The 26,361-nt window shown below is 59.2% G+C and carries 22 protein-coding genes and 1 tRNA gene; 8 read left to right on the forward strand and 15 right to left on the reverse strand.

Annotation, left to right across the window (positions count from 1 at the left end; translation table 11 throughout):
- Positions 1-122: 122 nt before the first annotated feature.
- Positions 123-602 (reverse strand): cupin domain-containing protein, encoded by a 480-nt coding sequence (locus tag Enr13x_RS11505; RefSeq protein ID WP_145386182.1) that lies wholly within the window; start codon positions 600-602, stop codon positions 123-125.
- Between the two features lie 2 nt (positions 603-604).
- On the opposite strand from Enr13x_RS11505, the gene Enr13x_RS11510 reads away from it, so the two are divergent.
- The gene (locus Enr13x_RS11510; protein WP_145386183.1) at positions 605-823 is read left to right on the forward strand and encodes a hypothetical protein; all 219 of its coding nucleotides are present in this window, start codon (positions 605-607) and stop codon (positions 821-823) included.
- Positions 801-1,274, forward strand: coding sequence for an SRPBCC family protein (locus Enr13x_RS11515; protein ID WP_145386184.1), 474 nt, complete (start codon positions 801-803; stop codon positions 1,272-1,274). The genes Enr13x_RS11510 and Enr13x_RS11515 overlap by 23 nt, the downstream gene beginning before the upstream one ends.
- 126 nt (positions 1,275-1,400) lie before the next feature.
- Here the strand turns inward: Enr13x_RS11515 and Enr13x_RS11520 are convergent, their stop codons facing one another.
- From Enr13x_RS11520 to Enr13x_RS11530, 3 genes are all read right to left on the reverse strand, one after another.
- Positions 1,401-6,023 (reverse strand): WD40 repeat domain-containing serine/threonine protein kinase, encoded by a 4,623-nt coding sequence (locus Enr13x_RS11520; protein ID WP_197455958.1) that lies wholly within the window; start codon positions 6,021-6,023, stop codon positions 1,401-1,403.
- A 190-nt stretch (positions 6,024-6,213) separates the two neighbouring features.
- On the reverse strand, positions 6,214-6,849 hold the full coding sequence (locus tag Enr13x_RS11525) for an RNA polymerase sigma factor (protein ID WP_197455959.1): 636 nt from the start codon (positions 6,847-6,849) through the stop codon (positions 6,214-6,216).
- A 276-nt stretch (positions 6,850-7,125) separates the two neighbouring features.
- Positions 7,126-7,971, reverse strand: a complete 846-nt coding sequence (locus Enr13x_RS11530; RefSeq protein WP_145386187.1) for a hypothetical protein — start codon at positions 7,969-7,971, stop codon at positions 7,126-7,128.
- 374 nt (positions 7,972-8,345) lie between these two features.
- On the opposite strand from Enr13x_RS11530, the gene Enr13x_RS11535 reads away from it, so the two are divergent.
- Both Enr13x_RS11535 and Enr13x_RS11540 read left to right on the forward strand, forming a co-directional pair.
- Positions 8,346-8,732, forward strand: coding sequence for a hypothetical protein (locus tag Enr13x_RS11535; RefSeq protein WP_145386188.1), 387 nt, complete (start codon positions 8,346-8,348; stop codon positions 8,730-8,732).
- 363 nt (positions 8,733-9,095) lie between these two features.
- Entirely contained in the window at positions 9,096-10,076 is a 981-nt protein-coding gene (locus tag Enr13x_RS11540) for a universal stress protein (protein ID WP_145386189.1), read from the forward strand.
- Positions 10,077-10,360: 284 nt separating this feature from the next.
- Here the strand turns inward: Enr13x_RS11540 and Enr13x_RS11545 are convergent, their stop codons facing one another.
- A complete protein-coding gene (locus Enr13x_RS11545) occupies positions 10,361-10,834 on the reverse strand; it encodes a CBS domain-containing protein (RefSeq protein ID WP_145386190.1) in 474 nt (157 codons plus the stop codon).
- 676 nt (positions 10,835-11,510) lie between these two features.
- Here Enr13x_RS11545 and Enr13x_RS11550 point away from each other — a divergent pair.
- A complete protein-coding gene (locus Enr13x_RS11550; RefSeq protein ID WP_231744407.1) occupies positions 11,511-11,894 on the forward strand; it encodes an FKBP-type peptidyl-prolyl cis-trans isomerase in 384 nt (127 codons plus the stop codon).
- Between the two features lie 604 nt (positions 11,895-12,498).
- Here Enr13x_RS11550 and Enr13x_RS11555 read toward each other — a convergent pair.
- A complete protein-coding gene (locus tag Enr13x_RS11555; RefSeq protein WP_197455960.1) occupies positions 12,499-14,520 on the reverse strand; it encodes a dipeptidyl-peptidase 3 family protein in 2,022 nt (673 codons plus the stop codon).
- Between the two features lie 173 nt (positions 14,521-14,693).
- Positions 14,694-15,164: a RidA family protein gene (locus Enr13x_RS11560; RefSeq protein ID WP_145386193.1), complete on the reverse strand. Its 471-nt coding sequence runs from the start codon at positions 15,162-15,164 to the stop codon at positions 14,694-14,696.
- A 137-nt stretch (positions 15,165-15,301) separates the two neighbouring features.
- On the opposite strand from Enr13x_RS11560, the gene Enr13x_RS11565 reads away from it, so the two are divergent.
- Together Enr13x_RS11565 and Enr13x_RS11570 are read left to right on the forward strand one after the other, a co-directional pair.
- On the forward strand, positions 15,302-16,087 hold the full coding sequence (locus Enr13x_RS11565) for an SDR family NAD(P)-dependent oxidoreductase (protein WP_145386194.1): 786 nt from the start codon (positions 15,302-15,304) through the stop codon (positions 16,085-16,087).
- Positions 16,088-16,264: 177 nt separating this feature from the next.
- On the forward strand, positions 16,265-17,506 hold the full coding sequence (locus Enr13x_RS11570) for an EAL and HDOD domain-containing protein (protein WP_145386195.1): 1,242 nt from the start codon (positions 16,265-16,267) through the stop codon (positions 17,504-17,506).
- A gap of 87 nt (positions 17,507-17,593) precedes the next feature.
- Here Enr13x_RS11570 and Enr13x_RS37890 read toward each other — a convergent pair whose 3' ends face one another.
- From Enr13x_RS37890 to Enr13x_RS11595, 6 genes are all read right to left on the reverse strand, one after another.
- Complete coding sequence (locus tag Enr13x_RS37890) at positions 17,594-17,734, reverse strand: hypothetical protein (RefSeq protein ID WP_197455961.1); 141 nt, start codon at positions 17,732-17,734, stop codon at positions 17,594-17,596.
- Between the two features lie 260 nt (positions 17,735-17,994).
- Complete coding sequence (locus Enr13x_RS11575) at positions 17,995-18,696, reverse strand: DNA alkylation repair protein (protein ID WP_145386196.1); 702 nt, start codon at positions 18,694-18,696, stop codon at positions 17,995-17,997.
- Between the two features lie 4 nt (positions 18,697-18,700).
- Positions 18,701-20,065 carry a GDSL-type esterase/lipase family protein gene (locus Enr13x_RS11580; RefSeq protein ID WP_145386197.1) on the reverse strand — a complete coding sequence of 455 codons (1,365 nt, stop codon included), beginning with the start codon at positions 20,063-20,065 and terminating at the stop codon, positions 18,701-18,703.
- A 166-nt stretch (positions 20,066-20,231) separates the two neighbouring features.
- A complete protein-coding gene (locus Enr13x_RS11585; protein WP_145386198.1) occupies positions 20,232-20,966 on the reverse strand; it encodes an SDR family oxidoreductase in 735 nt (244 codons plus the stop codon).
- 130 nt (positions 20,967-21,096) lie between these two features.
- Entirely contained in the window at positions 21,097-22,104 is a 1,008-nt protein-coding gene (locus Enr13x_RS11590) for a hypothetical protein (protein WP_145386199.1), read from the reverse strand.
- On the reverse strand, positions 22,101-23,015 hold the full coding sequence (locus tag Enr13x_RS11595; protein WP_197455962.1) for a hypothetical protein: 915 nt from the start codon (positions 23,013-23,015) through the stop codon (positions 22,101-22,103). Before Enr13x_RS11595 ends, Enr13x_RS11590 begins: the two co-directional genes overlap by 4 nt.
- Positions 23,016-23,321: 306 nt before the next feature.
- Here Enr13x_RS11595 and Enr13x_RS11600 point away from each other — a divergent pair.
- Positions 23,322-23,395 (forward strand) — tRNA-His (locus Enr13x_RS11600).
- Positions 23,396-23,600: 205 nt separating this feature from the next.
- Here Enr13x_RS11600 and Enr13x_RS11605 read toward each other — a convergent pair.
- Together Enr13x_RS11605 and Enr13x_RS11610 are read right to left on the reverse strand one after the other, a co-directional pair.
- Entirely contained in the window at positions 23,601-24,308 is a 708-nt protein-coding gene (locus tag Enr13x_RS11605) for a hypothetical protein (protein ID WP_145386201.1), read from the reverse strand.
- 508 nt (positions 24,309-24,816) lie between these two features.
- Complete coding sequence (locus Enr13x_RS11610; RefSeq protein ID WP_197455963.1) at positions 24,817-26,292, reverse strand: sensor histidine kinase; 1,476 nt, start codon at positions 26,290-26,292, stop codon at positions 24,817-24,819.
- Between the last annotated feature and the right edge of the window lie 69 nt (positions 26,293-26,361).

A 26,361-nucleotide genomic window follows, 5' to 3' on the forward strand; every position in this document is an offset into this window, starting at 1 on the left:
GGGGGCAATGGCGGACGGGAGATGGCAGAAAAGTGCGGGGCAGAAAGATGGGAGCGGCGGGGGCAGGGCGATAGGAAAGTGGGTGGCAGGAAGACACCGATCTTGGGACTGCGCTATCGCGACTAATTGTGCGAGATTTTAATCTCGATGCCGTAGCGTGGCGCGGCTTTGAGTAGCTTTTCGATTTCGTCTTCGCTTGGCGGTGGGGCCGTCGCTGCGTCATCGGGTAGCAACTGCCCGACCTCGAAGAACATCTCTTCCAGCCCGGCTGGAGCAAGGGTGATCAACATGCGAGCGGTCTTGTCGGTCTCGTTCTTGAAACAATGCAAACTGCCAACCGGCATGTTCAAAAACGTGCCTTCACCGGCAACAAATCGGTGGTCGCCGAGTTGAAACGTCATCTCGCCCTCAAGAACAAGAAACGATTCCTCTTCGCGGCTGTGAGCATGCGGGGGCGGGCCGCCGCCCGGCGGTACAACGGCCTCGAACATGGTGTACTTGCCGGACGTCTCGTCCCCTGTCGCGAGGAACCGGTAAATATCGCCGACAATGCCGATCCGTTTGCCGTCACCGGGCTTTCGTAGGGTTGCTGGACGATTCATGGATGAATCTTTCATTCAAAAGAGTTGGATTCGACCTTGATGCCACTTGCTTCATGGCAGATCAGCGTATCGTAAGCCACTCGCGATTGACTTTCGAGCGTGACGACTTTGATTTTGTTTTCGCTTCGGCGATCATTGCCATCGTTCAACCTTTCAACCCTTTCACCCGTTTCAGCATTCTGGAAAGAGGCACAACGCATGTCGGAACTGAAGACCTTTGAGATCGGTTGCGTCCAATACGAATTGGAGATTGAAATCAAGGCCGACCGGACGGTCGTTTGGAAGGCACTCATTGAGCAGCCGGATCGCTGGTGGTTGCCCGATTTCCGAATGGTGGACGAAGCATCGACGGTTGAATTTGACGTACGCCCAGGCGGCCACGGTTTGATCGAGTCTCGAGACGGAGGCGGCTTTTTGGTGTGGTACACCATCCAGTTTTATCAACCCGACGAGTTCAAGATCTACCTTGTGGGGAATGTCGCACCGGATTGGGGCGGTCCCTCCACAAGCAATCTGTGTCTGTCCTTGGACCGGCGCGGCGACGGTTCTGTTCTGAAACTCTCAGACACGCATCATGGCCATGTCAGTGAGGCCTACATGGGTTCGCTGAAGGACGGTTGGGCGAAGCTATTCGGCGAGGGCCTGCGTCGGCATGTCGAGTCCGTGGATTGAGCCGTCGGGCACACGTGGGAACGGTCTCTTTGTGGCTTCAAGCGAAGCGGATCGCCGCGAAGGTCAATGTACGGCAGCCTTTCCAGGCTGTCATTCCAGCGTCGACAGGCTGGAAGCCTATCCCACTTATTTTCCGTGCGTTGCTTCGATCGCTGCCAGGTCGAACAACACACAGCACGAACCTCCGTCGCCCTGTCGGTGGCGTCGTCCGGTCGCAAGCAGATAGCGTCCATCATCGGAGGAGGAAAGTCGACGAATCAGCGCGTGTGGCAAGTGTCCGATCATTTTCTGTTCGCCGGAGAGTGACCATCCCATGACTTCACCCCGGTCATTCCCGGTGACAATCAATTGATGAGACTTCAAATACGTTAAAGCGGTGATCGATCCCGGTGTCGTCGCAAGGGGCTTTGCTTGTCGTTCCTTGTCAATGTCGATGATTCGAAGTTGACGGGAATCTGAACGGTAGCAGCAGATGGTGTTGTGATCGATCCACGCGAATTGACCGCCGTCGGACAATTCGGTAACCGGGGCCAGCGTTTGAGAATAGAGAGACGTGTGATCGTTGCCCATGCCGATCGCGATTCGGGAGCCGTCGGCATTGAATTCGATGTGGCGCGGAACGCCGAGCAAGAGCGTCGGTTGTTGCCAAAGTGTCTTCGTTGCCAGATCCCAGATCTCCACTCGCTTGGCTTGGAAGGCGACGGCAAGCAAGTTGCCTGTTTCACAGTGGTCGAGCGAGTTGGGCTGATATTTTACGTTCAGCGAAGTTGCTCGGCGCGTCGCGATCTCAATCACATCGACGCACTTGTTGGGGCGGCCGACAATCAAGGACTTGCCGTCGCCGGTGAATTCAAGACAACGGACCTCACCTCCGGCGGGGAAGTTTACCAGTTTGCCCTGAGCAATTTCCAGCAGATACAGACTACCATCGCGTAGGGGAGTGAACGCGCAGCGTGTTCCTGCTGGATCCAACGCGGAGGCGTTAATGTTGTACAGCATGTCTGACAATCCGCTACGAGACAAATCGAACGCAATCGTGATGCCTCGCCCGGGAATCGTCCGCATCAATTCCGCTTCGACGACGTTTCGAACGGGCTCGAGATTGCCTGTTGAGATCAGCATGGACTCATAAACGGCCTGCCAATTCTTTACGACGTTGGCGGGATTGAATTGTGCTTTGGCTTGCAGTTGGGCCAACTGTTTCTTGCGAGCCGCTCGTTCCTCCTCGCTCTGCTTGGCACGGAGATCCTCTAGCCAATCGATCCACCTTAAGGTGCAATACTGTTCGAGCGAGGAGACGTCGACGGTCTTGACGAGCGACCGAAGGTGAGCCTCCGCTTGGTCGATTTGACCGGTTCGAAGTTTCCAGAGTGCGAAGACATATTGGCAATACCAATCGTCCGGGAAGTTTTTCGCGAGTGTTTCCAGATCCTCAAAATAGACGGAAAACGTATGCTCCTGTTGCGTCCCGACCAGAAGGACGCGGAACACAAACGCGGTGCCGGGGTTTCGCAGATCCAGCCGTCGCAGCATCGTCGCTTCGTCGCCGGTCATGGCGCGACTGAACTGCTGTAACAGAGCACGGTCTTTCGTAAACGATTCGACGTATGCCTGGACGGTCTGGTAGATCGGATCATCTGGTTTCAGCGTCGCAGCTCGCTGAAAATCAGAAAACGCTTCCCGTTGCCGACGCATGCGGCTGAAGGTCATTGCTCGCTGGAAATGCAATTCGGCTTGATCGGGCGACTCAATCAAACGTTTGGTGATCGAATGAATCTGGTTGTCCAGATTCACAAAGGCCGGTGTTTGTCCGGCATGCCACCGTTTCAGGTTTTCAAGCGGACCGAGGCGATGTTGAAAAAACGGCATCATCCATCGCATCTCCAAGATCGATTCCAGATCCTCGATGGACGCTGTCGATTCGGAGCCGAGTAGCGGTGTCAATTGCCGCTGGACCATTTCCGATTTCATCAGCGATCGGCGTGCCAAATCGAGTTGACCATTGCAGGCCAGCATGAGGGTCCACCAGTAGTCGTGGAGCCACTTTTGCAGCTCTGATTTCGTCAGTTGCCCCGCCGCCGCTCGGTGATCCAATGCAAGTGCAAGTCGCCCCTGACGAAATCGGATGGTGGCAAGGCAATGGTGAAGGCTCCAGTCACTCCAACGTTCTCCCTGGACCTGCTCCGCGATCCGATCGATTAACGCCTGGTCCCACTGTCTTTCCTGATGGAGCGCGAGTAGGCGGAGTATTTCGACTTGAGCAGGCAGCGGAAGTTGGGGAGCGTTTCGCAGCGTCTGTTCCAGGGTTTGCAAGTATCGGTCAGCTTTAGGGCGTAGATCTGAATCGTCTCGCGCGGCAATCATCAGTCCGAGTGCGACGCGGCAGCGCAGTGGCCAATGCATCTCGTGTGTTTGTTGTCCAGCGGCATATTCCGCCTCTGCGTCAACGTAGGCTTGTTTGATCAACAGGCCGTCGACACGGTCCTCCCATTGATCCCGCGTCTCATGCCGTGCCGCTCTGTCAATCGGCGTCTGCACCAGTTGAATGTCCCCCTCATCGGCCGCTTCCGTTTTGATCGCCTGAGAATTCAAAGCGTTTTTCCGACGTACCGCCGGCCGATCTGCTTGGGGCGTTGTCGGCTCCGATTGTGGATCATGATCTTCTTGGGGCGGCGGAGATTGCTCATCAAATTGACCAAGGATGACAACCAATTCGATGTAATCGAACCACATTTGAGGCACAGGGGTATGAGCATTTGCCTTGAGTTCGAGCTGCAATTGTTGGGCTTTCTCGAATGCGCGGAGTGCTTCTGTCGAACGTCCCATCCGATCCAAGATCAGCGCCGACCAAGCCGTATCGACGGCGCGATGCATGACGTTATTTGGCGAGAGGCGTCGCGCGTCACTCAAAGCGACGAGCGCATCGCGGTCGCGTCCCAATCGGAACAACAACATCATCTGAGAATGGGGGTATCTCCAATCCTTCGGTCGTCCCTTCGCTTCAGCGACGACGGCGTCGAGCATTCGCGACAAATCGGCCGGGGGATCCGGGTGCAAACAGCAGATGCGGGGAATCGTATTGGTGCCCTCCCCTGTTTGTGCCCAGCGATTGCCAAGCCACTTTCTGTGACCTTCGTAAGTCGTTAACGAAGTTTGTCCATCGGCTTGAAGGTCATAGGCGGCGATCATCGTGGCCAAGGCGTGATTCCAACCTTGATTCGGCGCTTGTTCGATCAGTTGTCGGGCGAGCGAAACGGCACGATTGATCTCGCCACTTCGAATCGCGTGGACCACGTCGTCTTCCTTCACGAGTTGGTCCGGAGAGGATGCGATCACGGAGGCGTCTTTTTCGGGCAAGGCACTTTGCATCACGCCGAATCCGGTACGGTTCGAGAACAGCAACAACAGACCGATCGCAATTGCAGCCGCCGCCGCAACGGGCAGAAAGACTTTCAACGAGGGGAGTGCGGATCTTTGCGGAATCATTGGACCGCGATCACGTTTCGGTTGCAGATCCGTCGGCGATGGAATGTCATTGAAATCGGTCAAATCGGCCGACAGCATTCCCGGACCGACCTTGCAATTCTCGGCGAGCTGCAACAAGTTCGAGTGTTCTGTAAAACTGGACAGCTCCAACGCGACGCATGCTGCAGTTTGGGGGCGTTGCTGCGGAGATGGCGACAGCAAGCGATTGATGTAATTTTGCAGATTCGGGGGGAGGTCGTTTTGGACGCCGTCAATTTCCACCAGTCGCGCGTCCAAGTTCAGATCGACGGCTGCCGATCTGTTCTTTAAGTGCCGTGCCTGTGGCGTTTGCCCGGTCAAGAGCTGGAACAGGGTGGCACCCAACGCATACAGGTCCGCGCGTTCATCGACCGGGGTCTCGCTGCGAAACTGCTCGGGCGCCATGTACTCCGGGGTACCGACGAAAGAGCCGGCGTGCGTGAGGCCACCACCGGTCGTTGTGGCTGCTTCGGTGTGCTCCACGTTTTCCACCCAACCGGCCAAACCCAGGTCGAGCACTTTGACGTTTCCGTCGGTTGTCAACATCAAGTTCGATGGTTTGATGTCTCGATGTAGCAGGCCGCTATCGTGTGCATGCTGCAAACCGAGGGCTGCTTGACGAACGATTTCACACGCATCGGCAACGTTTAGCGGTCCGCGCTGACGGACGATCCGTCCCAGATCTGCACCTTCGACAAGTTCCATCACCAAGAAGTGCCGCCCATCGACGCTGCCCGCATCCGAAGCACTGATCAGGTTGGGGTGGTTCACTTTGCCGGCCGCGAGCATCTCCCGGCGAAAACGTGCAACCGAACTTTCCGACCGCAGTTTTTCCTCCGGCAGAACCTTCACCGCGAACGCTTTTCTTAGATTCAAATGCACGGCCAGGTAGACGCTTCCCATCCCTCCCTGCCCAATCTTTTTTAGCAATCGATAGTCGCGAAGTCGGGTTCCTGCAGCGATCGCGACGTCATTCTTGGTCGCGGTATTGCAGTCCGCTGACCGGGACGTCGAAATCGCCTTTTGCAAGAGTTCGAATTCAGGTTCGGCAAGGTATCTTTGGCTGCTGCTATCTTCTTGAAGTTCCTGCAGCAAAATGACGTGTTGCTGTTCGAGTGTTGACGTCAATGATTCACAGTTCGAGCAAGTGTCCAGGTGACGACAGATTGCACGCGCCTGGTCATCTTCGACCGCGCCGACGAGAAGGTCGTGGAGCGTTTTTCTTGATGGGCAAGGAATCTGCATCGCAGGGACTCCGGTGGTTGACGATGATGCATTGATCGCTGGCATGGTGCGACGTCTGACGCACGGCGGAGTGACAAACGCCGGCATGCCATACTGAACAACACCGTCGCGCAACGCGGACCGGTCGATCCGCCGCGCATTTTGCCCCATCGGCGATCCTTAAGTCGTTTGGACGCAGCCAGTTACACCATCAAACAAAACGCCCAAGGTCCAGTCGCAACCGCCGTGTTACCCGGTATTTCGCCTGCCTCACGGCGGAAGGCTTCATTCCGAATTGCTCCGCGACTTCGGCCGCGGTGTGTCCTTCGAGTGCGATCAGACGAAAACATTGCCAAGTCCGATCGTCGAAATCCCCGCGGGCCGCGTCGAGAGCGGCCTGCAGTGGCGTCTGGGGATCCGATCGACCGTCGGCTGAAAGTGTCGCGGCCGACAGAGAGGCTTCGTCGAGTGATTCGGGTTCGGCGAGCAGACGCAACTGGATCGAACTGCCTCCCTGTGCACGTGGCCCCCGCAAGGTGCGCTGCAGATGATTGCGGATCGCGTTTCGGGTGATCACGAACAACCAGCCGCGAAAACTGCCTCCGCCCTCGGGACGATGCGAAAACGTCGAGATCGATCGATGGACCGATCCAAAAACCTGTTGGGACACGTCCAAGGCATCTTCAGCTTGTAAATCACACGTTCGGCACCAAACATAGATCAGCGGCGAATAGCGTTCGACAAATTGTTCCCATGCCTGATCGTCTTGTGCACGGATCCCATCCACTAACCCGTCATCGGTTGAGCCCGGAGTGGCGAACAAGCTGGGGGACGAAGTCGATGTCATGGCGTCGAATCCGTGAAGAGAAGCGTCATTGCCGGTGTAGAAAACGGCAGCGTCCATCCTAGCAGGATTGACGGGGAAAGGGGCGGTCGCGGGAGATGGCAGAAAGATCGAGGGGCAGAAAAATGGGAGCGGCGGAGAGAAGGGGCGACAGGAAAATGGGCGACAAGAAAATAATATGTCTTAAAGCAGGCGGGATCCTTCGGGCCCATGGTGGGGAGGACGAGATCGAGGGGCTGAAATATCGCAGCCCGTCGATCGTCCGCGGACGCATGCTCGTTACTTGAACAGCTTTCCGATCGAACGTTTCGCTTTTTTGCTGGTGCTTTTGACGCTTTTGACGCTCTTGACGCTTTTGCGTGTCGAGCCGCTGACCGTGCGAGCGGTTTTGCCGACGTCGTTGGAAACGCTTCGCCGGGTCGAGTCCATTCGCTTGGCAGCCTTGATGGGTTGGCGAAGATCGACCGAGACGTCACCGCCAAATTTGCCGCCCACACCGATTGCCCCTCCGGCGCCATAGTCAAACTTGATTCGACCGTTCTTGTACTTTGCATCGGCTCCGGCTTCGACGCCCACTCCCGCCCATGCTTCTCCCGTCACCGCGGCGTCGACAGGGCCGACTTCGGTCCCCGTCCGCGCCCCCACCCGGGTCCCCGCAAACGCATTCGCATTGACGCCCACCCCGTTGTTGCTCACCCCTGCCTGAGCGCCCGCTTCCACACCGACAAATGCCTCGGCCTCGGCGTACGATCTGACCCGGGTGTTACCGATCTTGCCTGTCTGAGCGACGCCGGTGTCGGCTGCGTAACCGGCTCGAACACCTCCGCGAACCCCCGCAAACCACTTTTCGTCCCGTTCCCGCCCGAATTTGGTCCCGCGTTGCTTGTCGTTGCCAGACGAAACGCCGATTTCGACGCCGGCTTCCTGTGTGGGGCCCGAATTGAACCACGATTCACTGACGGCGCCGTTGCGATGGGTCGTGGTGGAGCCGGCGCGCTGTTGGTACGTCAGGTTGGAAGTCGTTTGCGGAACCGGCTGGGGCACCCAGTCGCCCCAAGGATTTTGGGCCGATCCGACGGAGACGGCCAAGAGAGCGACCAAGATGACATTCGTTGCAGTTTTCATTGTGCTTGACAGGGTGAAGAGGAGAGGGAATTCACCCAGCCAAGCGTGACACGTCTCAGCGTGTTACAGCATATTTTCGAAAAATCGAAATCCCGAGGAAAAGGGCGACAGGAAAAGGGGTGACAAGAAAATGGTGTGGATTGAAGCAGGCAGAATCATTCGGGGCAGAATGATGAGGGGGATGTCATGGGGAGCGGGGAGTGGGGTGGTGATCGTCGGCGTTAGAAACGGCACAGGCGGTCTGTCGGTTAGGATCGGATCGGGAGAAGGGGGCGCCGGGGATGGTTCGAAATCGATTTCGAAATCGCTGGGGCGAGCCGGACTGTGATCTAGATTCCTGTAGTCCTTGGAATCAATCGCTTGAGGTATGACTTGTGGCCCATCTGAAACAACTGAAGTCCGAACTGCTGAGCGACGGCAAGATCAGCGCGAACGAAGTCGCACGGATTCGTCGATACGTCGAAGAAGACGGCGCGCTGGACTTTGACGACGTGGCGTTTCTGGTCCAGCTGCTCGGCGAAGCGGATGAGGTCTGCCCCGAATTCGACGAGCTGTTTCTGCCGCTGATGCGTCACGTGTTGCTCAAGGACGGCAAGATCGATCTGGACGAACAGGCGGTTCTGGTCGAGATGCTGGTCGCCGGCGGAGCGATCCGCCAGTCGGAACTGAAACTGGTCCGCGAGCTTCAGATCGAAGCGACCGAGACGACGCCCGGGTTTGAAAAGCTGTGCCAAGCCTTGCTGGCGATTCCGGCCGGTTGAGCGGTTCGCCCGCGTCGTCGTGCCCCCGCCACGGAACCTCGTCGCGTCGCCGAAATGACAGGCTGGAAGCTTCTCCCACTTCATTGCATCCGACACTTCGAATCTGCTCGAGCAGGCCGCACGCATTGGGCGATTTGCGATTTGTCACACCTGGTCCATATTGGCGCGCCGTCGTGATTCTTGCCTGTGCTCATTGGCGCGCGTTTGGGTTCCAAGTGGGCGATGAAAGGAGGCCGTCCAACCGCGTGCGGGTAGGCATTGGCGCGTCCCGAGGGAGTTTTTTTCTCGGTCGCGTCGACGGTACATCGTTTGCATCGGAGCGGTCGTTGAACGATCAACAACGATGATTTCGAGGGTCCCTTGATGGAACGATTCAAAAAATTGCTGGTGTACACGGGAACGGAGGAACCCGAGGGTGCGATTGCGCGAGCGATCGTGCTGGCGATGGAAAACGGTGCCTCGTTGACCCTGATGGATGTGATCAAGCCGGTGCCACGGATTCTGCGTTTGTTCAAGGGAGTCGCGGGGCCGGACGAGCTGCAGCGTTTGTTGATCGAAGATCATCGTGCCAAGCTGCAAGCACAGGTCGACGAGTTCTATGACGCGGACGTTCCGATCGACATCGTGGTCACCGTCGGTGATCCAGCGATGGAAGTGATCCGCGAAGTGCTCCGCAACGACCACGATTTGGTGATCAAGGCGGCTGACGGATTTCGCGGAGCCGGGCGGGTGGTCGGCAGCGTGGCCCGGGCGCTGTTGCGGATGTGCCCGTGCGCGATGCTGTTACTGAAGCCGCAGATTCACGGCGAATTCGACCAGGTGTTGGCGGCGATCGACGTTGACCGACAAGACACCCCGCACAAGAAACTGAACGAATCGATCGCGGAGTTGTCGTTGGAGATTGCACGCAGCGATGAGGCGACGTTGCATTGGTTGAGTGCTTGGGAAATGCCCTTGGAAGTTCCGTTCGAACTGCCGTTGGAATCGCCTTTCCAGCAATCGTTCGGCGAAGATCAATTCGAGGATGTGTTTTCGATCCATGCGGAAAACATCCGCACGCATCTTGGCGAGCTTCATACGGCGGCGGGAATCACGGATGTCTCACCGGAAATTCATGTCCGTCGCGGACCGGCGGCCGATGTGATCTCGGAGATGGTGGAAGAGGTGCAAGCGGACTTGTTGGTGATGGGGACGGTCTGCCGCACCGGGATCGCCGGCTTTTTGATCGGCAATACCGCCGAATCCGTCTTGGCCGACGTGTCCTGCAGCGTGTTGGCATTGAAACCCCCGGGATTCGTCTGCCCGGTTGCCGGCGAAACGCTGGAATCGAAGGTTGTGTCGTGAGCTGAAGAGAGAAACAAGCGGGAGAGGCGGCCACGCTCGCCGCTGCCAGCGGGACGGGCTGTCGGTTTAATTGGGGATCTGCGGAGTCAATGGTGAGCCGCTGGCCGTAAGGCCTCGGGCGGGCGCCGAAATGCCCGGCCGCTTACGCGTCGCGGCTCACTCAATCAACAGCCCGGCCGCTTACGCGTCGCGGCTCACTCAATCAACAGCCCGGCAAGCGAGCGGCGCGTGCAGGCAACGAGATCGCCACGCGCCACTGGCTGACGCCACGTGCTGGAGTCGTACTAGGTCGCGTCAGCGACCAGACGGACGAAGTCCATCGAGGACAGGATCCCGAGCAGTTTCATGTCTTTGCCGACGACGGGAAGATGATGCAGTTGATGTTCGATCATCAACTTGGCGGCGCTCTTGAGCGTGTCTTCCTGCTTGACCTTGAACATCACGCCCGACATCACACTGGCAACTTCATCGGTGCCGAGGGTTTCGCGGATGATGTCCGCGACCAAAAAACTGGTGTCGTAGATTGCCAGGTCGCTTTCGAGCGTTCGTTCGGCATCTTGAACCAATCGGACGAGATCGTTGAGTGTGAGAATGCCTTTGAGATAATGTCCATCGTCGACGACCGGCAGCGCCGAAACGTGGTGCTCGGTCATCGTGTCGACGGCGTCGTGGACGGTTTGATAGTCGTGAATGGTCACCGGGTGCCGTTGCATGACGTTTTGCACCTTGGTTTCCAAATTCGCATTGATGGTCGTCATTGAGCTTTCCTCAGGCGTCGAGAGAGTTGACCGCGGTGGACACGTGCCCGATGGTCACAGCGTCTGGCCATCGGAAACGAAATCGATCCAGACCGCAAACCGTATGCCGAATCTGGGGATCCGTTGCACTCGATTTTGGTCGTGCGTCCTCGGGGGTATCGCTGTGAAGCATTTTTCCCATGTGTTTCTTGAGGTTTTAGCGGCAGGGCGCGAGCCCTCCGGTTCTACACCTCGGCCATAGCACCGGAGGGCTCGCGGGCTGTCGTTTTAGTCGGGTTCTGCTGAGTTAATGGTGAGCCGCTGGCCGTAAGGCCTCGGGCGGGCGTCGCAGTGCCCGGCCGCTTACGCGTCGCGGCTCACAAAACCGACAGTCCGCTCGCGCCCTGCCGCTAAACGATGCTTCACAGCGTTGCCCGCCGGGGTTCTGGTGCGCTCGGCTGATCCGCCGATCGAGTACAATTCTCATGGCCTCCGCCTTCCGTCCCCTTTCCTCTGTCAGGTCTGTTCGATGAAACCATCCTTTTTGCTTGGAACTCCGCTGGTTGCCGTTTTGCTGATGGCGGCGACGTCATGGGGGCAAGGCAGCGCGATCGGGGGCGTGCTCAACACCGCCGACAAATTGCAGCAAGACGTGCAAACGAGTCAGGGAGCGATCACGGCGGGACCGGCTGACAAGATGGAGAAGGTTTCGCCGGGCAAAATCGATCCCGATGCTCCACGAAGTTTCACCAAGACCGACTCGGGACTGCAGTACCGCGTGCTGCGCAAGAGTAACAAAGAGAAACCCAAAGCGACCGACAGCGTGGTGGCGCACTACAAGGGCTGGTTGGATTCAAAGAAAATCTTTGACAGTTCGTATCGCCGTGGCCAGCCGACCCCGTTTCCGCTCAAACGCGTGATTGCCGGTTGGACCGAGGGGCTGCAATTGATCGGCGAGGGGGGCATGATCGAGTTGGACATCCCCCATGAACTCGGCTACGGGGCGCGTGGCACCCCGGGCGGCCCGATCCCTCCGCGGGCCCGGTTGCACTTCATCGTCGAGTTGGTGGAGATCAAGTGATTGGGCGGTGAGCGGAAATACCTCGCTTGGGCGACGGCGTGTGGCGGGGGACGTCAATTGTAGAAGTGACGGATTTGATCGTAGCGGAAAACGGTAAGACTTTCGCAAGCCGCCGGCCCTCTCTGGCGTTTGCTTGCTGCGCAAACGCCGTCTCTGCCAGAGGGGGTTCTTCGTGGATTTTAATGGCTAATCACTCAGGGCCCAGGTTTTTTGAGGCATTGCTGCGATGTCCGAATGGGTGTTGGACGACAACCGCTCGGTTCAAACGCCCCTCCGGCGACGCGGGCCGGTGGAGGGCACGAAGCACCTTCGCCGCATCGCAGACCAGGTGATTCCTAGGCGGGTTGCTCCTCCGCAGAGCCCGTCTCCGCTACAGCTGGCTTCGCCATCAGACCGAACAGAACCATCGGACATCGCAGTCATGCCTCAAAAAACCTTCCCCGAGTATCCGAGAGCAGCCACTAAAATCCGCGAAGAACCCTCAGAGGGGGAGAGACTCAATCGGTTGCCAAAAGCCGTAGCAATCGAATCGGCGTCCCGAGCCACACCGGCCGTGCGTTCCAAGGCGGAGCCTTGGAACGAGTTGAGGCTCACGAACTTTGCTTCAATCGACCTTCGCCCCGGACCACTTCAGCATTTGGGTTTCCAGGTCTTGGGGGTAGGAAATCTGGACGTCGGTGATGTTTCCTTGGTCGTCGATCGTCGGGGTCAGTTCGGGTTGGACGAAACCGGTGTAGGCGGGTTGGTCCAGATCGGCGTAGCGACGCAACACTTCGTCGCGTAAGGCGACATTGATGTTGATCGCGTAGTCCTTCATCAGCCGTTCGGCCGACGCCCGGTCGCCTTCGGATTTGATGCGTTGGACTTCGGCCAGCAATTGACCGACGCCGCGATGCCAGGCGGCCACGTCCGTGACCCGGAAGTACGTTTTTGAGTCACGGACGTCGACGCGGATGGCGTCCGTGTTGGCGGCCAGCCAGCCGACGATCATTTGTCGATTCCGCATGTGGTCTTCTTCGATCGTCGTGCCCGACTTGATCCGCCGCAGTTGGGTCATCGCGTTTCGCGTGTAGGCTTCATAGGCCGCCAGTTGCATCTCTTTCAGGTCCGTTTCGTTGTCGACCAAACCGAGTTCGATCAGTTTCGGATTGCCGATAAAGTACAGCGCGACCAGGTCGGCACGTCCTTCTTCGAGCGCGCTGTAGTATTCCTTGATCGAGACGGCGGGGTCGATGCCTTCGTTGACTTGGCCGGAGGCATGCCCGATGACTTCGTGCATGTTTACTTCCAGTGCCAAGGCGGTGGATTTCCATTGATCGGCCCGCGCGAATTCGGCATCGTCGTAACAGAACTCTGCCCGTGCCGACGGAGTGCTGGCTTTGTCATACGCTTCCATCACGTTGCTGAGCGACACGGATTTGCTGCCGTAACGCTGGCGAATGGTGGCGTCGTTGGGCAGATTGATTCCGATCGGGGTGACGGGGCCGGAGTCACCGGTTTCCATCACGACCTGGATCGCTTTGGCGGAAATCCCTTTCACATTGTCCTTGCGGAACGATTGGGCGTAGGGCATGCGGTCTTCGAACCACTGTGCGTTGTCGGCAAACTTTCGAATCATGTCCATTTTGATCGGGTCATTGAAGTAGACCGCGGCCTCCCACGATCCCTTGATTCCCCGCGCGTCCATGTAGACTTCGATGAACCCGTTGATGGTGTCGACGGAGCTGTCTTTGTCGGCGACCCATGCGATGTTGTAGCCGTAGAAATCCGCGGCTTCGCCGGTGCGGTAATAATGAATCAACGCGCCCAGGGCGCGCGCCATCTCGGGCGTGGCGAAGGGGATGGCGGCTTCGAGATGGGAGACGATGTTGGCGATCGGTTGGGCGTACATGCCGGCGGGAACCAGGCTGTCCAATCCGCTGCGGTAGACGTTTTCACGCAGTTTGCCACCGTCGGTTTTGATCAGTTGTGAATTGAGCGGGTAGCGTTCTTGAAACCCGTCCAGATCCGCGGTGGTGACGTTGTGGTAGAGGTTGTTGGCGCTGGCGGTCAGGATATCGACACCTGCGGGCGGAGATTTTTGGGTGACGTGTGTTTCGAATTCGGGGTCAAACAACACCGGTTCGATCTCCAGCATCAGCGTGAAGAGTTCCTCGCCGGACGCCGGCAGCAGGGCACCGTTTTTCACGGCTTGTTTGACGGCCGCTTCAAACGCGTCGACAGAACACTCCAACAGATTTTTCTGTGCCGTCAGCGCGCTGTGGGGGCCGTTGTTGACCCAGAACAGTTTCATGTAGTTGCGAATCGCGGCGATGGTCGTTTCATCGATCCCCTCGGGATGCGTCAACACTCCCTCCAGGACGGCGCGAATGCGAAGCGAGTGGCGGTAGCGTTGGTCGATGTAGATATCGCGGCCGGCGATCGCAGCTTGGGAGAGGTGATAGATCAGCGTTTTTTCTCGCAGCGACAACCGATCGAACCCGTCGACGTAGAGCTGGACGATGGCGACGTCGTCGACACGGTCGAGCAGGTACTTTCGCTGATCGGGGTTCGGGTCTTGGGCGAACAGTCCGGCATTGCACCACAGTGTTGCAGCGGCGAGGACGCAGAGGGTAACAGAACGCATCAATAAACCTTGAATGTCGAGGGGGGGCGAACCGGGCGCGCGATCGAAGGCGTGAAGTCCGCTTTGCAACGAGCGGAAATAAATGTCGTCGCGGGACTCGCGTCGTGCGCCCGCCGTCGGGCGACGGCAGGGGACACGCACAAGTCGACATTCATTCTTCATTGATGTGTTGCTTACGCATCCGCGTCGACTTCGAAGATGGCTTCGATTTCGACGGCGATCTTTCCGGGCAGGCTGTTGGTGCCGATGGCGCTTCGCGCGCCGACGCCGTTTTCTTCGCCAAACACGTCACGGAACAGCTCGCTGCAGCCGTTGATCACCGCGGGCGAATCGGGAAATCCTTCGATGCACTGGACCAGGCCGAGCAACTTGATCACTCGTTTCACTTTGTCGAGCGAACCGAAGTGGCTTTGCAGCGTGGCCAGCATGGCCAGACCGGTTTGCCGGGCGGCGTCGTAACCCGCTTCGACGTCCAAATCCAATCCCAATCGACCGGTCGTCAGCGTCTTATTCGGCTTTAACGGTCCATGGCCGGATACATAGGCAAGGCCGCCGACCACGACGACGGGTTTGTAAACGCCGGCCGGTGCGGGGGCAGGTGGTAGTTCGAGTCCGAGTTCTTCGATACGTTTTTGGTAGGACATGGTTTGGAGGGGTTGGATGCGGTGAATGGGAAAGCCAAAGTGTGTCAGTATTTCAGTCGTCTTTCAAGCTGACGACGGCAGGAACCGCTGCGTTCGTGTCGTTGGGGAATCCCTTGCACCATGGAGCGAAATTGATCATGAACGAATTGAGCGGCCGAAAGGCATTGATCACCGGTGGAACCCAGGGAATCGGTGGGGCGATCGCGATCGCTGCGGCGAAAGCCGGTGCCGACGTGTTGCTGGTCGGATTGCGACGCGACGCGGCGGCCGAACAGACGCTCGAGCAATGTCGCCGGCACGGTGTCCGCGCCGAACTGGTGCTGTGCGATTTGTCGCGGGCCCCGGGAGAGTATCTGGAGTCATTGATGGCGGAGGTGGATACGTTGATGCCGGGGATCGACCTGTTGGTCAACAACGCCGGGACGTACATCGACGTGCCGTATCTGGAAATGGATTATGAACGATACCAGACCACGATGCATCTGAATGTCGCGGCGGGGTACTTTTTGACCCAGGCGATCGCGCGGCGTTGGGTGGATGCCGGGGTCGATGGGCGAGTCGTGTTCACCGGTTCGATCAACGGGTTGCTCTCCGAGCCCGATCACACCGCCTATGACACCAGCAAGGGGGCGGTCGCGGCCATGGTCCGTTCGCTTTGCGTGTCGCTGGCGCCGCTGGGGATTCGGGTCAACGCGATGGCACCCGGTCTGGTGCGGACGCCCTTGACCGATGGCGCGATCGGGGACGACAAGATGCGTCATTGGATGGAATTGCATACACCCAACGGACGCGTTCCGACCGGCGACGTGTGTGCGGGCACGGTGATTTTTTTGTTGTCGGATGCCGCCGAGCACATTCACGGCCAGACGATTTACGTCGACGGAGGGATGAGTGCCTGGCAGCAACCCGATGCGCCCGAGTGAGGGACGACGGACATGACATTGGCGTGAACGGGGCGTGGCCATGCAAAACATGACTTAAACTTCCACCAGTGGGGTCATGCGCCGTCACCGGCTTTCTTGCGACAGCAACGTGCATGGGTCTCGCCAAGATAGGGATTCGCCCGCCATCACTCCCGCTCCAACAGAATTCTATCCGTCATGTCGACTTGCCCTACCGCTCCCGGCGCATCGTCTTCCCCCGCCGAAAACGCATTCGTGGGACGTCAACCGATCTTCACGCCTGAAGTGGAGGTTTTCGCCTACGAGTTGCTCTTCCGATCGGGAGAGCAGAACGCCGCGATGATCACCGATGGTGATCGCGCGACGGCCAACGTGCTGCTCAATACGTTCACCGATATCGGTCTGGACACGATCGTCGGCTCGAAAAAGGCATTCATCAATTTGACGCGTAACTTGCTGACCAGTCACAACTTGTCGTGCATGCCGCCGGACCGCGTCGTGTTGGAAATTCTCGAAGACATCGAGCCGGACCCGGAGGTCCTGTCGGCGATCGAAAAACTGGTCGAAGAAGGCTATAAGATCGCGTTGGACGATTTCGTCTATCGCCCCGACTTGGAACCCCTGATCGGGACCGCGGACATCGTCAAGATCGAGTTTCCGCTGATCCCCAAAGAAGACTTGGCTGATCATATCAGCAAGCTACGGGCACTGGGCGTGCGCACCATCTTGGCGGAAAAGATTGAGACCCAGGAGGATTTCGAGCTGTGCAAGAGCCTCGGTTGCGATCTTTTCCAAGGTTACTTTTTCTGTCGTCCCCAGGTCATCAGCCAACGCAAGACGCAAGTCAATGTGGCGTCGATTGTGCGGTTGATGTCGGAATTGCAAAACCCCGACATCACGGTCGGCGAAGTCGAAGGGATCATCCAAACCGACGCGAATCTTTCCTTCAAACTGCTTCGGTTCGTCAATTCGGCCAACGCCGCGACGACGCGCACGATCGATTCGTTGAAGCAAGCCACGACACTGATGGGAATCTCGCGTTTGCGTTCCCTGGCCTCGATGATGCTGATGACCAGCATTGACGAAGGCAAGCCGCAAGAACTGATCAGGCTTGCCATGATTCGCGGTAAGATGTGCGAATTGCTGGCGAGCGAATCACGTGCTACGCGACCGGATCGCTTCTACACGCTCGGGTTGCTTTCGGTCATGGACGCGCTGTTGGACAAGCCGATGGACGAAGTCATTCCGTTGTTGCCACTGGCCGATGACATGAACGACGCCTTGCTCAATCGGGCCGGCGAACTGGGGCAGGTCTTGCAAAGCGTGATCCACTTCGAAGCGGGCGAGATCGCGCCGCCGATTTCGTTGTCCGCCGAACACATGGCCTCGGCCTATCAGCAAGCGCTGCGTTGGATCGCCGACTGCAAGATCAACGAATAAGACGGCGGGGACGGTCCTGGTTGTCGCTGGATTCGACGGCCTGGAATGGGCCGTCCTACATTAGCCTGCAAACCCCTGATGACGTGCCTAGCGTTCGTCCCAGAAATAGGTCCGCTGGTCGGGTTTCGGCCTGTTGCGGTACAAGTACGTGGCGGCGAGTGCCAGAATCGTGACCAGCAGGCCGATTCCGGCGATGACCAGGATGATGGAAAACCAGGTGAAATTCATGGGGGCCTCCGGTTCGAAATCAGCCCGCGACCGCATCGGCGGCGTGGCGTTAGATTCAGGGCCGCAAACAAGCTCGTCCAGGGCGGTCAATCCGGAGCGGACGAAATCGCGGCGCTGCGAACGCAATTGATTGCTAGCGGCAGGGCGCAAGCCCTCCGGTCTTTCACGGTGTTTTTGAAGCGCGACCGGACGGCTCGCGCCGTTCCGCTAACAACGGGCACCGGACGGCTCGCGAGCGCTCGCAATGGGCACCGGACGGCTTACAAGTCCAGCTTCTTCTTGAGGTGCTCGCTGGTCAGATGTTTGACGACGTCCAGCGGTTCGCAGGCGTTGTCGTCTCCATAGTCGATGTCGACCGGGCCGATGGCTTTGGCGGCGCGGAGGGCGGCCTGGTTGAGTTTTTTGTTGCGTTTTCCGATTCCCATCAAAGCGGTGTTCATCGATTCTCGCACCCACATGTCCTCGCCCTTGATGTGTTTCTTGATGCGGTCGATCAGCGCCAACAAAAACGCGTCATCCATGCCCTTGGGGTTTTTCTTGGAGAGTTCGTAGATCAAACCATAGGCACAGCGGCGCCGCACCGGATCGTCGCTCTCCATCCAGTCGCAGGCGAGATCGAACGCGAAGGGAGCCTTGGCGAGCGTCGCGTCACAGGATGCAAACACGTGGGCCAGGTATCCGCCCTGCAGTTGATCGACTTGTTCTTCCGCCTGGGCGCGGGTGACCTGTTTGGGATCGTCGATCAACAGCCCGATGACTTTGGCGTCATAGACGTTTGATTTCCAGAGCGCCAATGCCAGCCGATGGTCGCGTCCGACTTGTTTGGCGAGCTTGCGAAGCTGGGTCAAACCGATCCCAAAACTCTTGAGCCGACTGTCTTTGACGCCGCACTTGTTCCAATGCTCGACGCCGCGCGGATTGGTGTGTTCTTTCAAGAGCCTGATGACTTCGGTTTTTTTCATCGAATCAATTCTCAAGCTTGCGCATTCGTATCCGCCGGTATTCGACTTGGCCGCGATCGCCCTCCAGTCCGATCGGACCGGACTCGGGGACTGCAAACGCCTCTTCGATCACTTCGCCGTTACAGGTGCAATGCGCCGAGGTCCCCCTGACCGTGATGACCAATTCATTCCAATCGCCCTGGCGATAGTTTTCCAGCGATTTGTAGGGTCCGGCGAGAGCGTAGTCGCGGCACTGCAACTGCTTGCCACGCACGAAGACGCCGCTGTCGGCCATCGGGGTGGCGCGAAATTCAAGGATCAGCTGAAAGTCGTCGTCAAATTCCTTGGTCGTCCACAACTGTTGAATCTTTCGGCCTTCGGGAGGCGTGGTGACGACCAAGCGTCCGGCGATCGCGCGGTACCGGTCGTCCGGCGTGGATGGCATTCCATCAAAGGCGATGTCTTGTTCGACGAGCGGCCAAACCACGGCGCCGTTGGTTTTGGGGATCCAGCGGTCGCGTGATTTCCGCATCTGGTCGGTCGATCTGCGGTAACCCCATCCGCTCAGATCAGTGCCGCCGAACAGCGCGATCGCATCGGGTTCGATTTTGAAGGCATCGGGTTCGGTTTCGTGCAGGCCCAAGGTCGCAAAAATCGGCCGCAATGCGGCCTCCCATTTTGCGTACCCGAGCGCATTGGGGTGCAACAGATCGGGGAACTCCACCTTCTTTGCGTCGCCGTTTTCGTCGGCGAACAAGGTCCACGTGTCGATCACCGTGATTTGTCGATCGCCGCGTGCCAGGGCGCGGTACAGCTGATTGATCTCCTTGATCTTGTCGGCGGGGCGAGCTTTGGAAGCACTGCTGGGAAAGACCTCGCACAACACGATGGGCATCTGCGGGTTGTGCGCTTTCAGCTTGCCTAAAATCAGTTTGACGTTGCCGGCGATTTGCTCCGGTGACGCTTGTTCTTCCAGGTCATTGGTCCCCATCAGCATCACGACCGCGGCCGGATTCAAGCTGGTGACGTCTTCCTCCAGGCGATACAGCATCCCGCGGGTCGTGTCACCACTGATCCCTCGATTCGCTTTGGTGACGCCCTGGAGCGCACCCGAAAAATCGTCGCGCCAGCCCTGGGTGATCGAGTCTCCCAGGAAGACGACGGCGTCTTCACTGGCCGCCCGATTGGATGCAAACGTGGTTCGACGACGGTTCCAAACATTCTTGAACCAGTCAGAGCGGCGCATCGGCCCGGTGCCGGGCAAGGCGTCGTCGGGCGGAATGGCAAACCGCAGCTCCGTCGCTTGTTGACTGTCTTGTCCGAAGCTGGGAACACAGACACCGACGGCGGTGGGGACCAAGACCAAGTAAAGCAACAGTTGTCGAATCATGAGATGTCGTCGGTAGGAATCGAACAGAAAATAATTACCGGAACTTGCCAGTGGGATGGGCTTCCAGGCTCGTCATTGCAGCGTCGACGGGCTGGATGCCTGTGCGATTTGTTTTGCCTGCGTTGGCAAATGGGGCGTGACCGCACCGCAGTATAACGCAAGCCCGCTACACCCATTCCTGTTTGGTCGGCTTGATCACGACCTCCGGCACGTTGGCCCGGGGGGGGAGCGCGCAGATGGTCGCCACGACCGACGCGATATCTTCCGGCTGCAGAATCGAGTCTTTGTGTTCTTGTGAAACCGGGTTGGGGCGATTGTCCAAGATCGGTGTGTTGACTTCGCCCGGGTAAACGTTGGTGATCCGTACGCCTTCGTCACGGACTTCATTACTGATCGCGGTCCCCAGCGCGGTCATCGCGAACTTGCTGGCACAATAAACGACTCCACCGAGTGAAATGGCTCGCTTGCCGGCGACCGACGAGATGTTGATCACCAACCCGTCGCGCCGCTCGCGCATCGCCGGCAGGACGGCGTGGATGCAGCGGTAGGCACCGGTGGCGTTGATTTGCATCACCCGGTCCCAGTCTTCGGGGACCATCTCGGCCATCGTCCGTTTCAAAATGTTGATGCCCGCACTGTTGACCAGGATATCGGGATCGCCGAAATGCGATTTCACGTCCGCAAAGAATGCGTCGACACTGGCCGCATCGGCGACGTCCAGGGTGTGGCAGTGGATCGGGGTTTCAGAGCTGACCGAGTCCGCGATGGCCTGAAGTTTTTCGAGCCGTCGGCCGCCGATCGCGACGCGACAACCGGCTTCGGCGAGGATCGTGGCGATTCCGGCGCCGATTCCGGTGCCTCCACCGGTGATGGCAACGATCTTTCCTTTCAAACTGCTCACGGATCAAACCCTAGAATAAATGCGAAGGAGGAAGAATGATTCGAGCGTCAAAACGGCTCGGTCGGGGCACGATGGTAACAGAAAGTAACAGTCCGGCAGACTGGTGAGTACATTTGCCGCGTTCGGGCGTCTAACGACTAGTTTCCGTGCTTCCGTTGTCGAGCGTTTTTGCCCCAATCGCTCCGGCGGAGGCGCGGAAACTTTCTTTGCGGCCGATCGTGGTGGCCAGGATTCCCAGCGTCGCAGCATAGAGCAGGTTGGCCGAAAGCAGCCCGACGACGCCACACCAGGCCACGACCATTGCGATGCCGAGCTTGCGTGTGGCGGGTTTCCACGCCAAAAAGATACCCACCGGCAAAACGCACACGATCAGGGCGGTCAAAAGCTCGTAGACCAGCGGCGTTTCATAAAACGTTCCGGTGACCGTGAACAAGCGGTCTTCCGCGGGCGCCACCAGGGCATAGGCGCCGGTGCCGTTCCACCAGACCGGGCTGGCAAACAATGTCGCCGTCGTGATCAGGGCGATCGATGTCGCCTGGACGGACAGCAACCGTTCGGCCAGCGTCGTTCTCCAACTGAGCGGTTGGGGAGTTTCCTGGTCGGACCGGAGACGGCCGACGGGGGCGATCGCAACCGCCGCCAGCGAGAGGCTCAGTAGCGGCTCGAGCGTACCGGCCAGCAGGACAATCCGGTTGGCCCAGCCGACGAACCAAACCCAAAGCAACACGCTCGGCCAGCTGCTCTCGCCGAGGGCGCCGAGCTTTGCCGGAAGCTTCCAAGGGGCCAGTCGATCACCGACGGCAACAAACACTGCCAATCCGATGCCGACTAGCAGATACAGGCGATAAACGGGCGCGGATTCGCCGAGCGCGGATTCACCGGCCAACGCATCCCAAATGAACAGCGGTGAAATCATCCAGCGCGCGTCGCTGGTCAATTCTGCGGTGCGAAAGAACGTCGCCAAATTCGAACTGGACGCCGGGGCGCCGCGGGCAAACCAGGTTTCGACGTCGCCCAGTGCCGAGGCAAAGTAGATCGCCGCGACGAGGCAAAGTCCGCCGCGGACATGGCGGAGCGAGGCGACCGGTGACGGCGAGAACCAAAACTCCGTCCAGCGTGTGTAGCAATCCCTGATCATGGCTCGACCGCCTCCCCGCCGGACGTTTCCGTCGCGGCATCGGCGTCCTGCTGCCGGGAGTACGTCGACAATCGTTTCGCTCCGATGGAAACCAATCGGACCTCGTCGGCGTTGCGAACGACGCGCGCCAGGTAGACCGGCGGCGCGGCATCATCGGCGGCCGTCGTCAGTTGCGTCGGCAACCGCACAATCCGAACCGCATCGATCGACGGATCGGCGGCAACCAGGGGCATCAGCAAAGCCGCCGCCAGACTCGGCCGATCGGACTGGGCCAGCGTCGCCACCAGCCCCATCCAGCGGCCGTAGCGATCCGACTGAGCCAGCCCGGCGATGCCGCTCGGCTGGATCGTCGTCCACTCGGTTTGTCTGTCGATGATCAGTGTGCCCCCGCCGGTGGCTGAGCCCCCGCCGGTGGCTGAGCCCCCGCCGGTGGCTGAGTCCCCGCCGGCGGCCGATGCAAATTGCAAACGGTGGGGCTGCTCGTCAGGCGTCGCGTGCGCCAGATAAAACCGGCGACCGTCGGCGGCAAAATGTGTCGAGCGGAGGTAGGGCGAGAACAGTTCCAGCAGGCTGGAGTGGGTGGTCGAGGGTTCGATGATCGCGGTGTAGGAGACAAACAACGCGAACAGGTGCACGCCGATCGCCGCACTGATCAAACCGATCCAGGTGGAGCCGGGACGTCCCAGGGAATCGACATCGGCGGCCATCTGGGTTGCCGTCTGGGCCGGCCCGTCGTCCGGCGGCGGGGCCGCGTTGGCGGACGCCGGGGGCACGATGCCGCCGTCAGGGGTGTCCGCGGTCGAACCGCGTGGCGTCTTGGTTGGGGGCTTGCGGCGGGCCATTCGGATCTGCGAGCAAAAGAAACAGGAGTTCGAAGCGGTAAACCGATAGGGTAACTGCTGTCGAAGCATCCGAAAATGGATTGTGCGATCGCGGTTCGATTGCCGCGAGCGGGCCGGCGTCCTCGCGTGGATTCCGGAACATCGCCTCGATCGACAACCCGCCAGGGTCGTCAAAATGCGGTCCGGCGAGTCAGTCGGGCTCGGTTTTGGCGTGAAACTGAGCCGATTGATCCGTTTTTTTCCCGGCAAACGATGCGGCGCCGCAAGAGAAAAAAATCAGACCGTTGACCGAACTTTCTGCGGCGGATAAAGTCTTGATCTTGCTGGCGGATTCAGCGTCAAAACGATTGTTGGATTTGCCGCAACACCATCACGGTGGGTGTAGCTCAGTTGGTTAGAGCACCGGATTGTGGTTCCGGATGTCGCGGGTTCGAATCCCGTCACTCACCCTGTCTTTTTGCGCCGAAACGCCACCCGACGCGGCCTCCCGGCCGAGAGGGCGTTGAAGGTTTCGGCACCGCTCGCGTCACTTCGCAACAAGCGGATTAAACGTGTCGGATCTCTTGAAGCGAGATAGGTTTCCAGGCGTGCCATTGCAGCGTCGACGCATTCGGTGATGCACCGGCTCGAACGAACGGCTCGACGTCGCGTTTCTCAATCCCGCAAGAACGACCGCGCGGCGCTGGCAGAGACAAGCATCCAATCCCCGAGCATCATCGATGGCAGCAGCGGTCGCATCAGCACGCAGTGATAGGCTTCGAAGTCGCTACCGTCCGGGGGCGTGACAATGATCACGGCATGGTGCGCCCGATCGCGGATCGAAATGCTGATGCTGTGCGAATAGTCGAGGAACGCCCCGATCGCGTTCATCCCCGCTCCACGCCGCATTCCCGCGGCCGGCACGTGTCCTTCCGCGTCCGGGCCGGGCGGTGACGAAGTGGTGCTGCGTCGAGCGGCCCCATAGCCTTCGGCGATCGCTCGACCGAGTGAGGTTTGTTCGATCAGGAACGTATGGAAATCGGGCGCTTCGAACAAGTCGCTGACAAAGTCGATCATACCCTCCAAGGGGCTCGGCATGCGTGTGTGCTCCGGACGAATTCTCCGCCGTCCGGCGTCGGGAGACGCATTGTGAAGGTACCCGCGATTGTCAGCCGGAATTCGGCGGAACGCGTGAATCAAATCGGCATGATTGTCGAAGGGCAACACGGTGCCGTTCTGAATCGGTTGATACGCCGGCAGACTGGCTGGCCCGGCGGCCGAATCGCCCTCTTCACCGGACTGTTCGATCTGGCGGGCGTGTTCGAGCAAACGGTGACGGGCCAAGGCGCTGTCTGCCAGAGCGGTTCTAGGAGGATCAGGCATCGTAGGGCTCCTCTTCTAGCGCGGCGTCAACTGAACCGGCTGAGGTTGGCATCAACGACGAGCCACCTTCGATCATCCGGCACACCGCTGCGATCGATCGCACGGGGCTTCATCCCGCAGCGCTTGGACGACTACCGGTCGCCACCACCAAAGGGCAAACCATGCGCCAGCGGCAAGGCAACGTCATGCCGGCGGCGGCGGACTGACACGGTGAATCGCGATTGCGTCGGCGATCGACCCGGCAGAAATCTTTTGCGCCCCATCGGTCTGGAGATCGACCGGGCCGCGACGTCGCTGAGAAACGTTCGCATTGTCACACACCCAGCGCCGGATTCGCGCGCCGAAGGCATCGTTGAGTGTGCCGTGCCGTCGACTTTGGCAAGCAAGGAGAGGTCGCAACGGTGCGCGCTGGCTGTCGATTTGATCGAAGTTTCGAAATCAACGCGATGATGCCAGGTGCGACGCGTAGGCGGGGGGCGTCGCACGAGCCCTTGCCATCGCGATGCGGTCAGCGATCGGCGCGAGAGGAATCACGGAGCCACTGCACATCGTGCTCCAGTCGAATCGTGGCCATCGGAGTCGATTGCATCGGGCCGGATCCCAAGCGGACTTGATCGGCATCGCTGACCGCTTGTTGTGAGCCGGCCAAGGTCTGACGCACCATCAGGTCACTCAATCGACTTGCGAGCGAGTTTTTGAATTCCGGGTGTGGCGTTGCCGAGACCAGAGAGGAAGCCCCCCAGGTCATCCGCATCGTTCCCAGTTCGTTTTGGACCAACCGCTCGAGTTCCGACCGTTTCGCGGTCCCCGTTTCGCCATCGGCATCCCAGGCGATCACCCAGCTTCGTCGGCCGGTGCGATAGGCCAATTCGGTGATCCGCATGGTGCGTTGCAACAGGGCATCAAAGGCATCGGTGCCCGCCGCGGGGATGGCCGCACCGACGGAGACCGTGGTCAGGTAAACGTGGTCGGGGAAGGCCGGTTGCATCTCCCCGGCACCGAGTTCGATCAACTGGGAGGGAACGTCGATGCGGACACGCCGTGGCGGTGCCGGGGATTGGGACGGCTGGGTCGAGCGGGACGGACGGACCTCGTGAACCCGCTGATCTTCGTTCACGATTTTCCGTTGCTCGATCCTGATCAACTCCGACCGCCACTTGACCCAGCGGGCGGCCACCGCGGAGGGGCCTCCCGAGATCGTCTGGAAGCTGACGGCGGTACCGGTGCCGACGCGCGATTCGATTCGCAGCGTCGAGAAGTGCGCCGCGGCGAGTTGACGGCTGATGATCAATCCCAACCCGCCGACGCTCTTGGCGGGTGCCTTGCCGGCGCCGATCAATTCCATGTCCGACGGCGATATCCCGGCGCCTTGGTCGACGATCGCCCAGTTCATGATGCCTTGATCGCGGTTGACCGTGGCACGAATCAGCACGGGACCGCCTTCACGCGTGACCCGGATGGCATTTCCGGCCACGTTGACGATCAGACGTCGCAGCAAGGTGGCATCCGCATAGATCTGAATGCCTTGATCAAACGGACCGTCCCACAACAAGTGGATCCCCCGCGGCAGAATCCACGGTTGCAAGGTCGCTTCGACATTGCTTCGTAAATCGTCGATGGAAATCCATTGACGCGTCACATTGGGGAACCCGGAATCGAACCGACGCGACTGCACCATCTCGTCGACCAGCTGGACGGCGCAGTTGCATTGGTTGATCGCGGCGGACAAGCACTCGCTTTGGGCCGAGGACACTTTGCCCAGATCGCCATCGCGGACCAACCGGATCGCTTCTCGGATCGTCGACAGCGGGGCGCGGAGGTCGTGCGCCGTTTCGCTGATCAGCCGTGAAATCGATTCCAGTGGAGCATCGTCCGCGGCGATCGGTTTTGGGCCCGACGCAGCGATTTCTCGGCTCCCCGGCGTTTGCCCCGGTTTGCGACGCGATGCGACCGGGCCGCCATAGGGAGCACCACGATCATCCATGGGACGGCTCTCCCGCGTTGCGGTGGCGGCTGTCGTTGGGAGGGTTGAGGTCATGGTGAGCATTCTCCA

The organism is Stieleria neptunia, assembly GCF_007754155.1.
Taxonomy (GTDB): Bacteria; Planctomycetota; Planctomycetia; order Pirellulales; family Pirellulaceae; genus Stieleria; species Stieleria neptunia.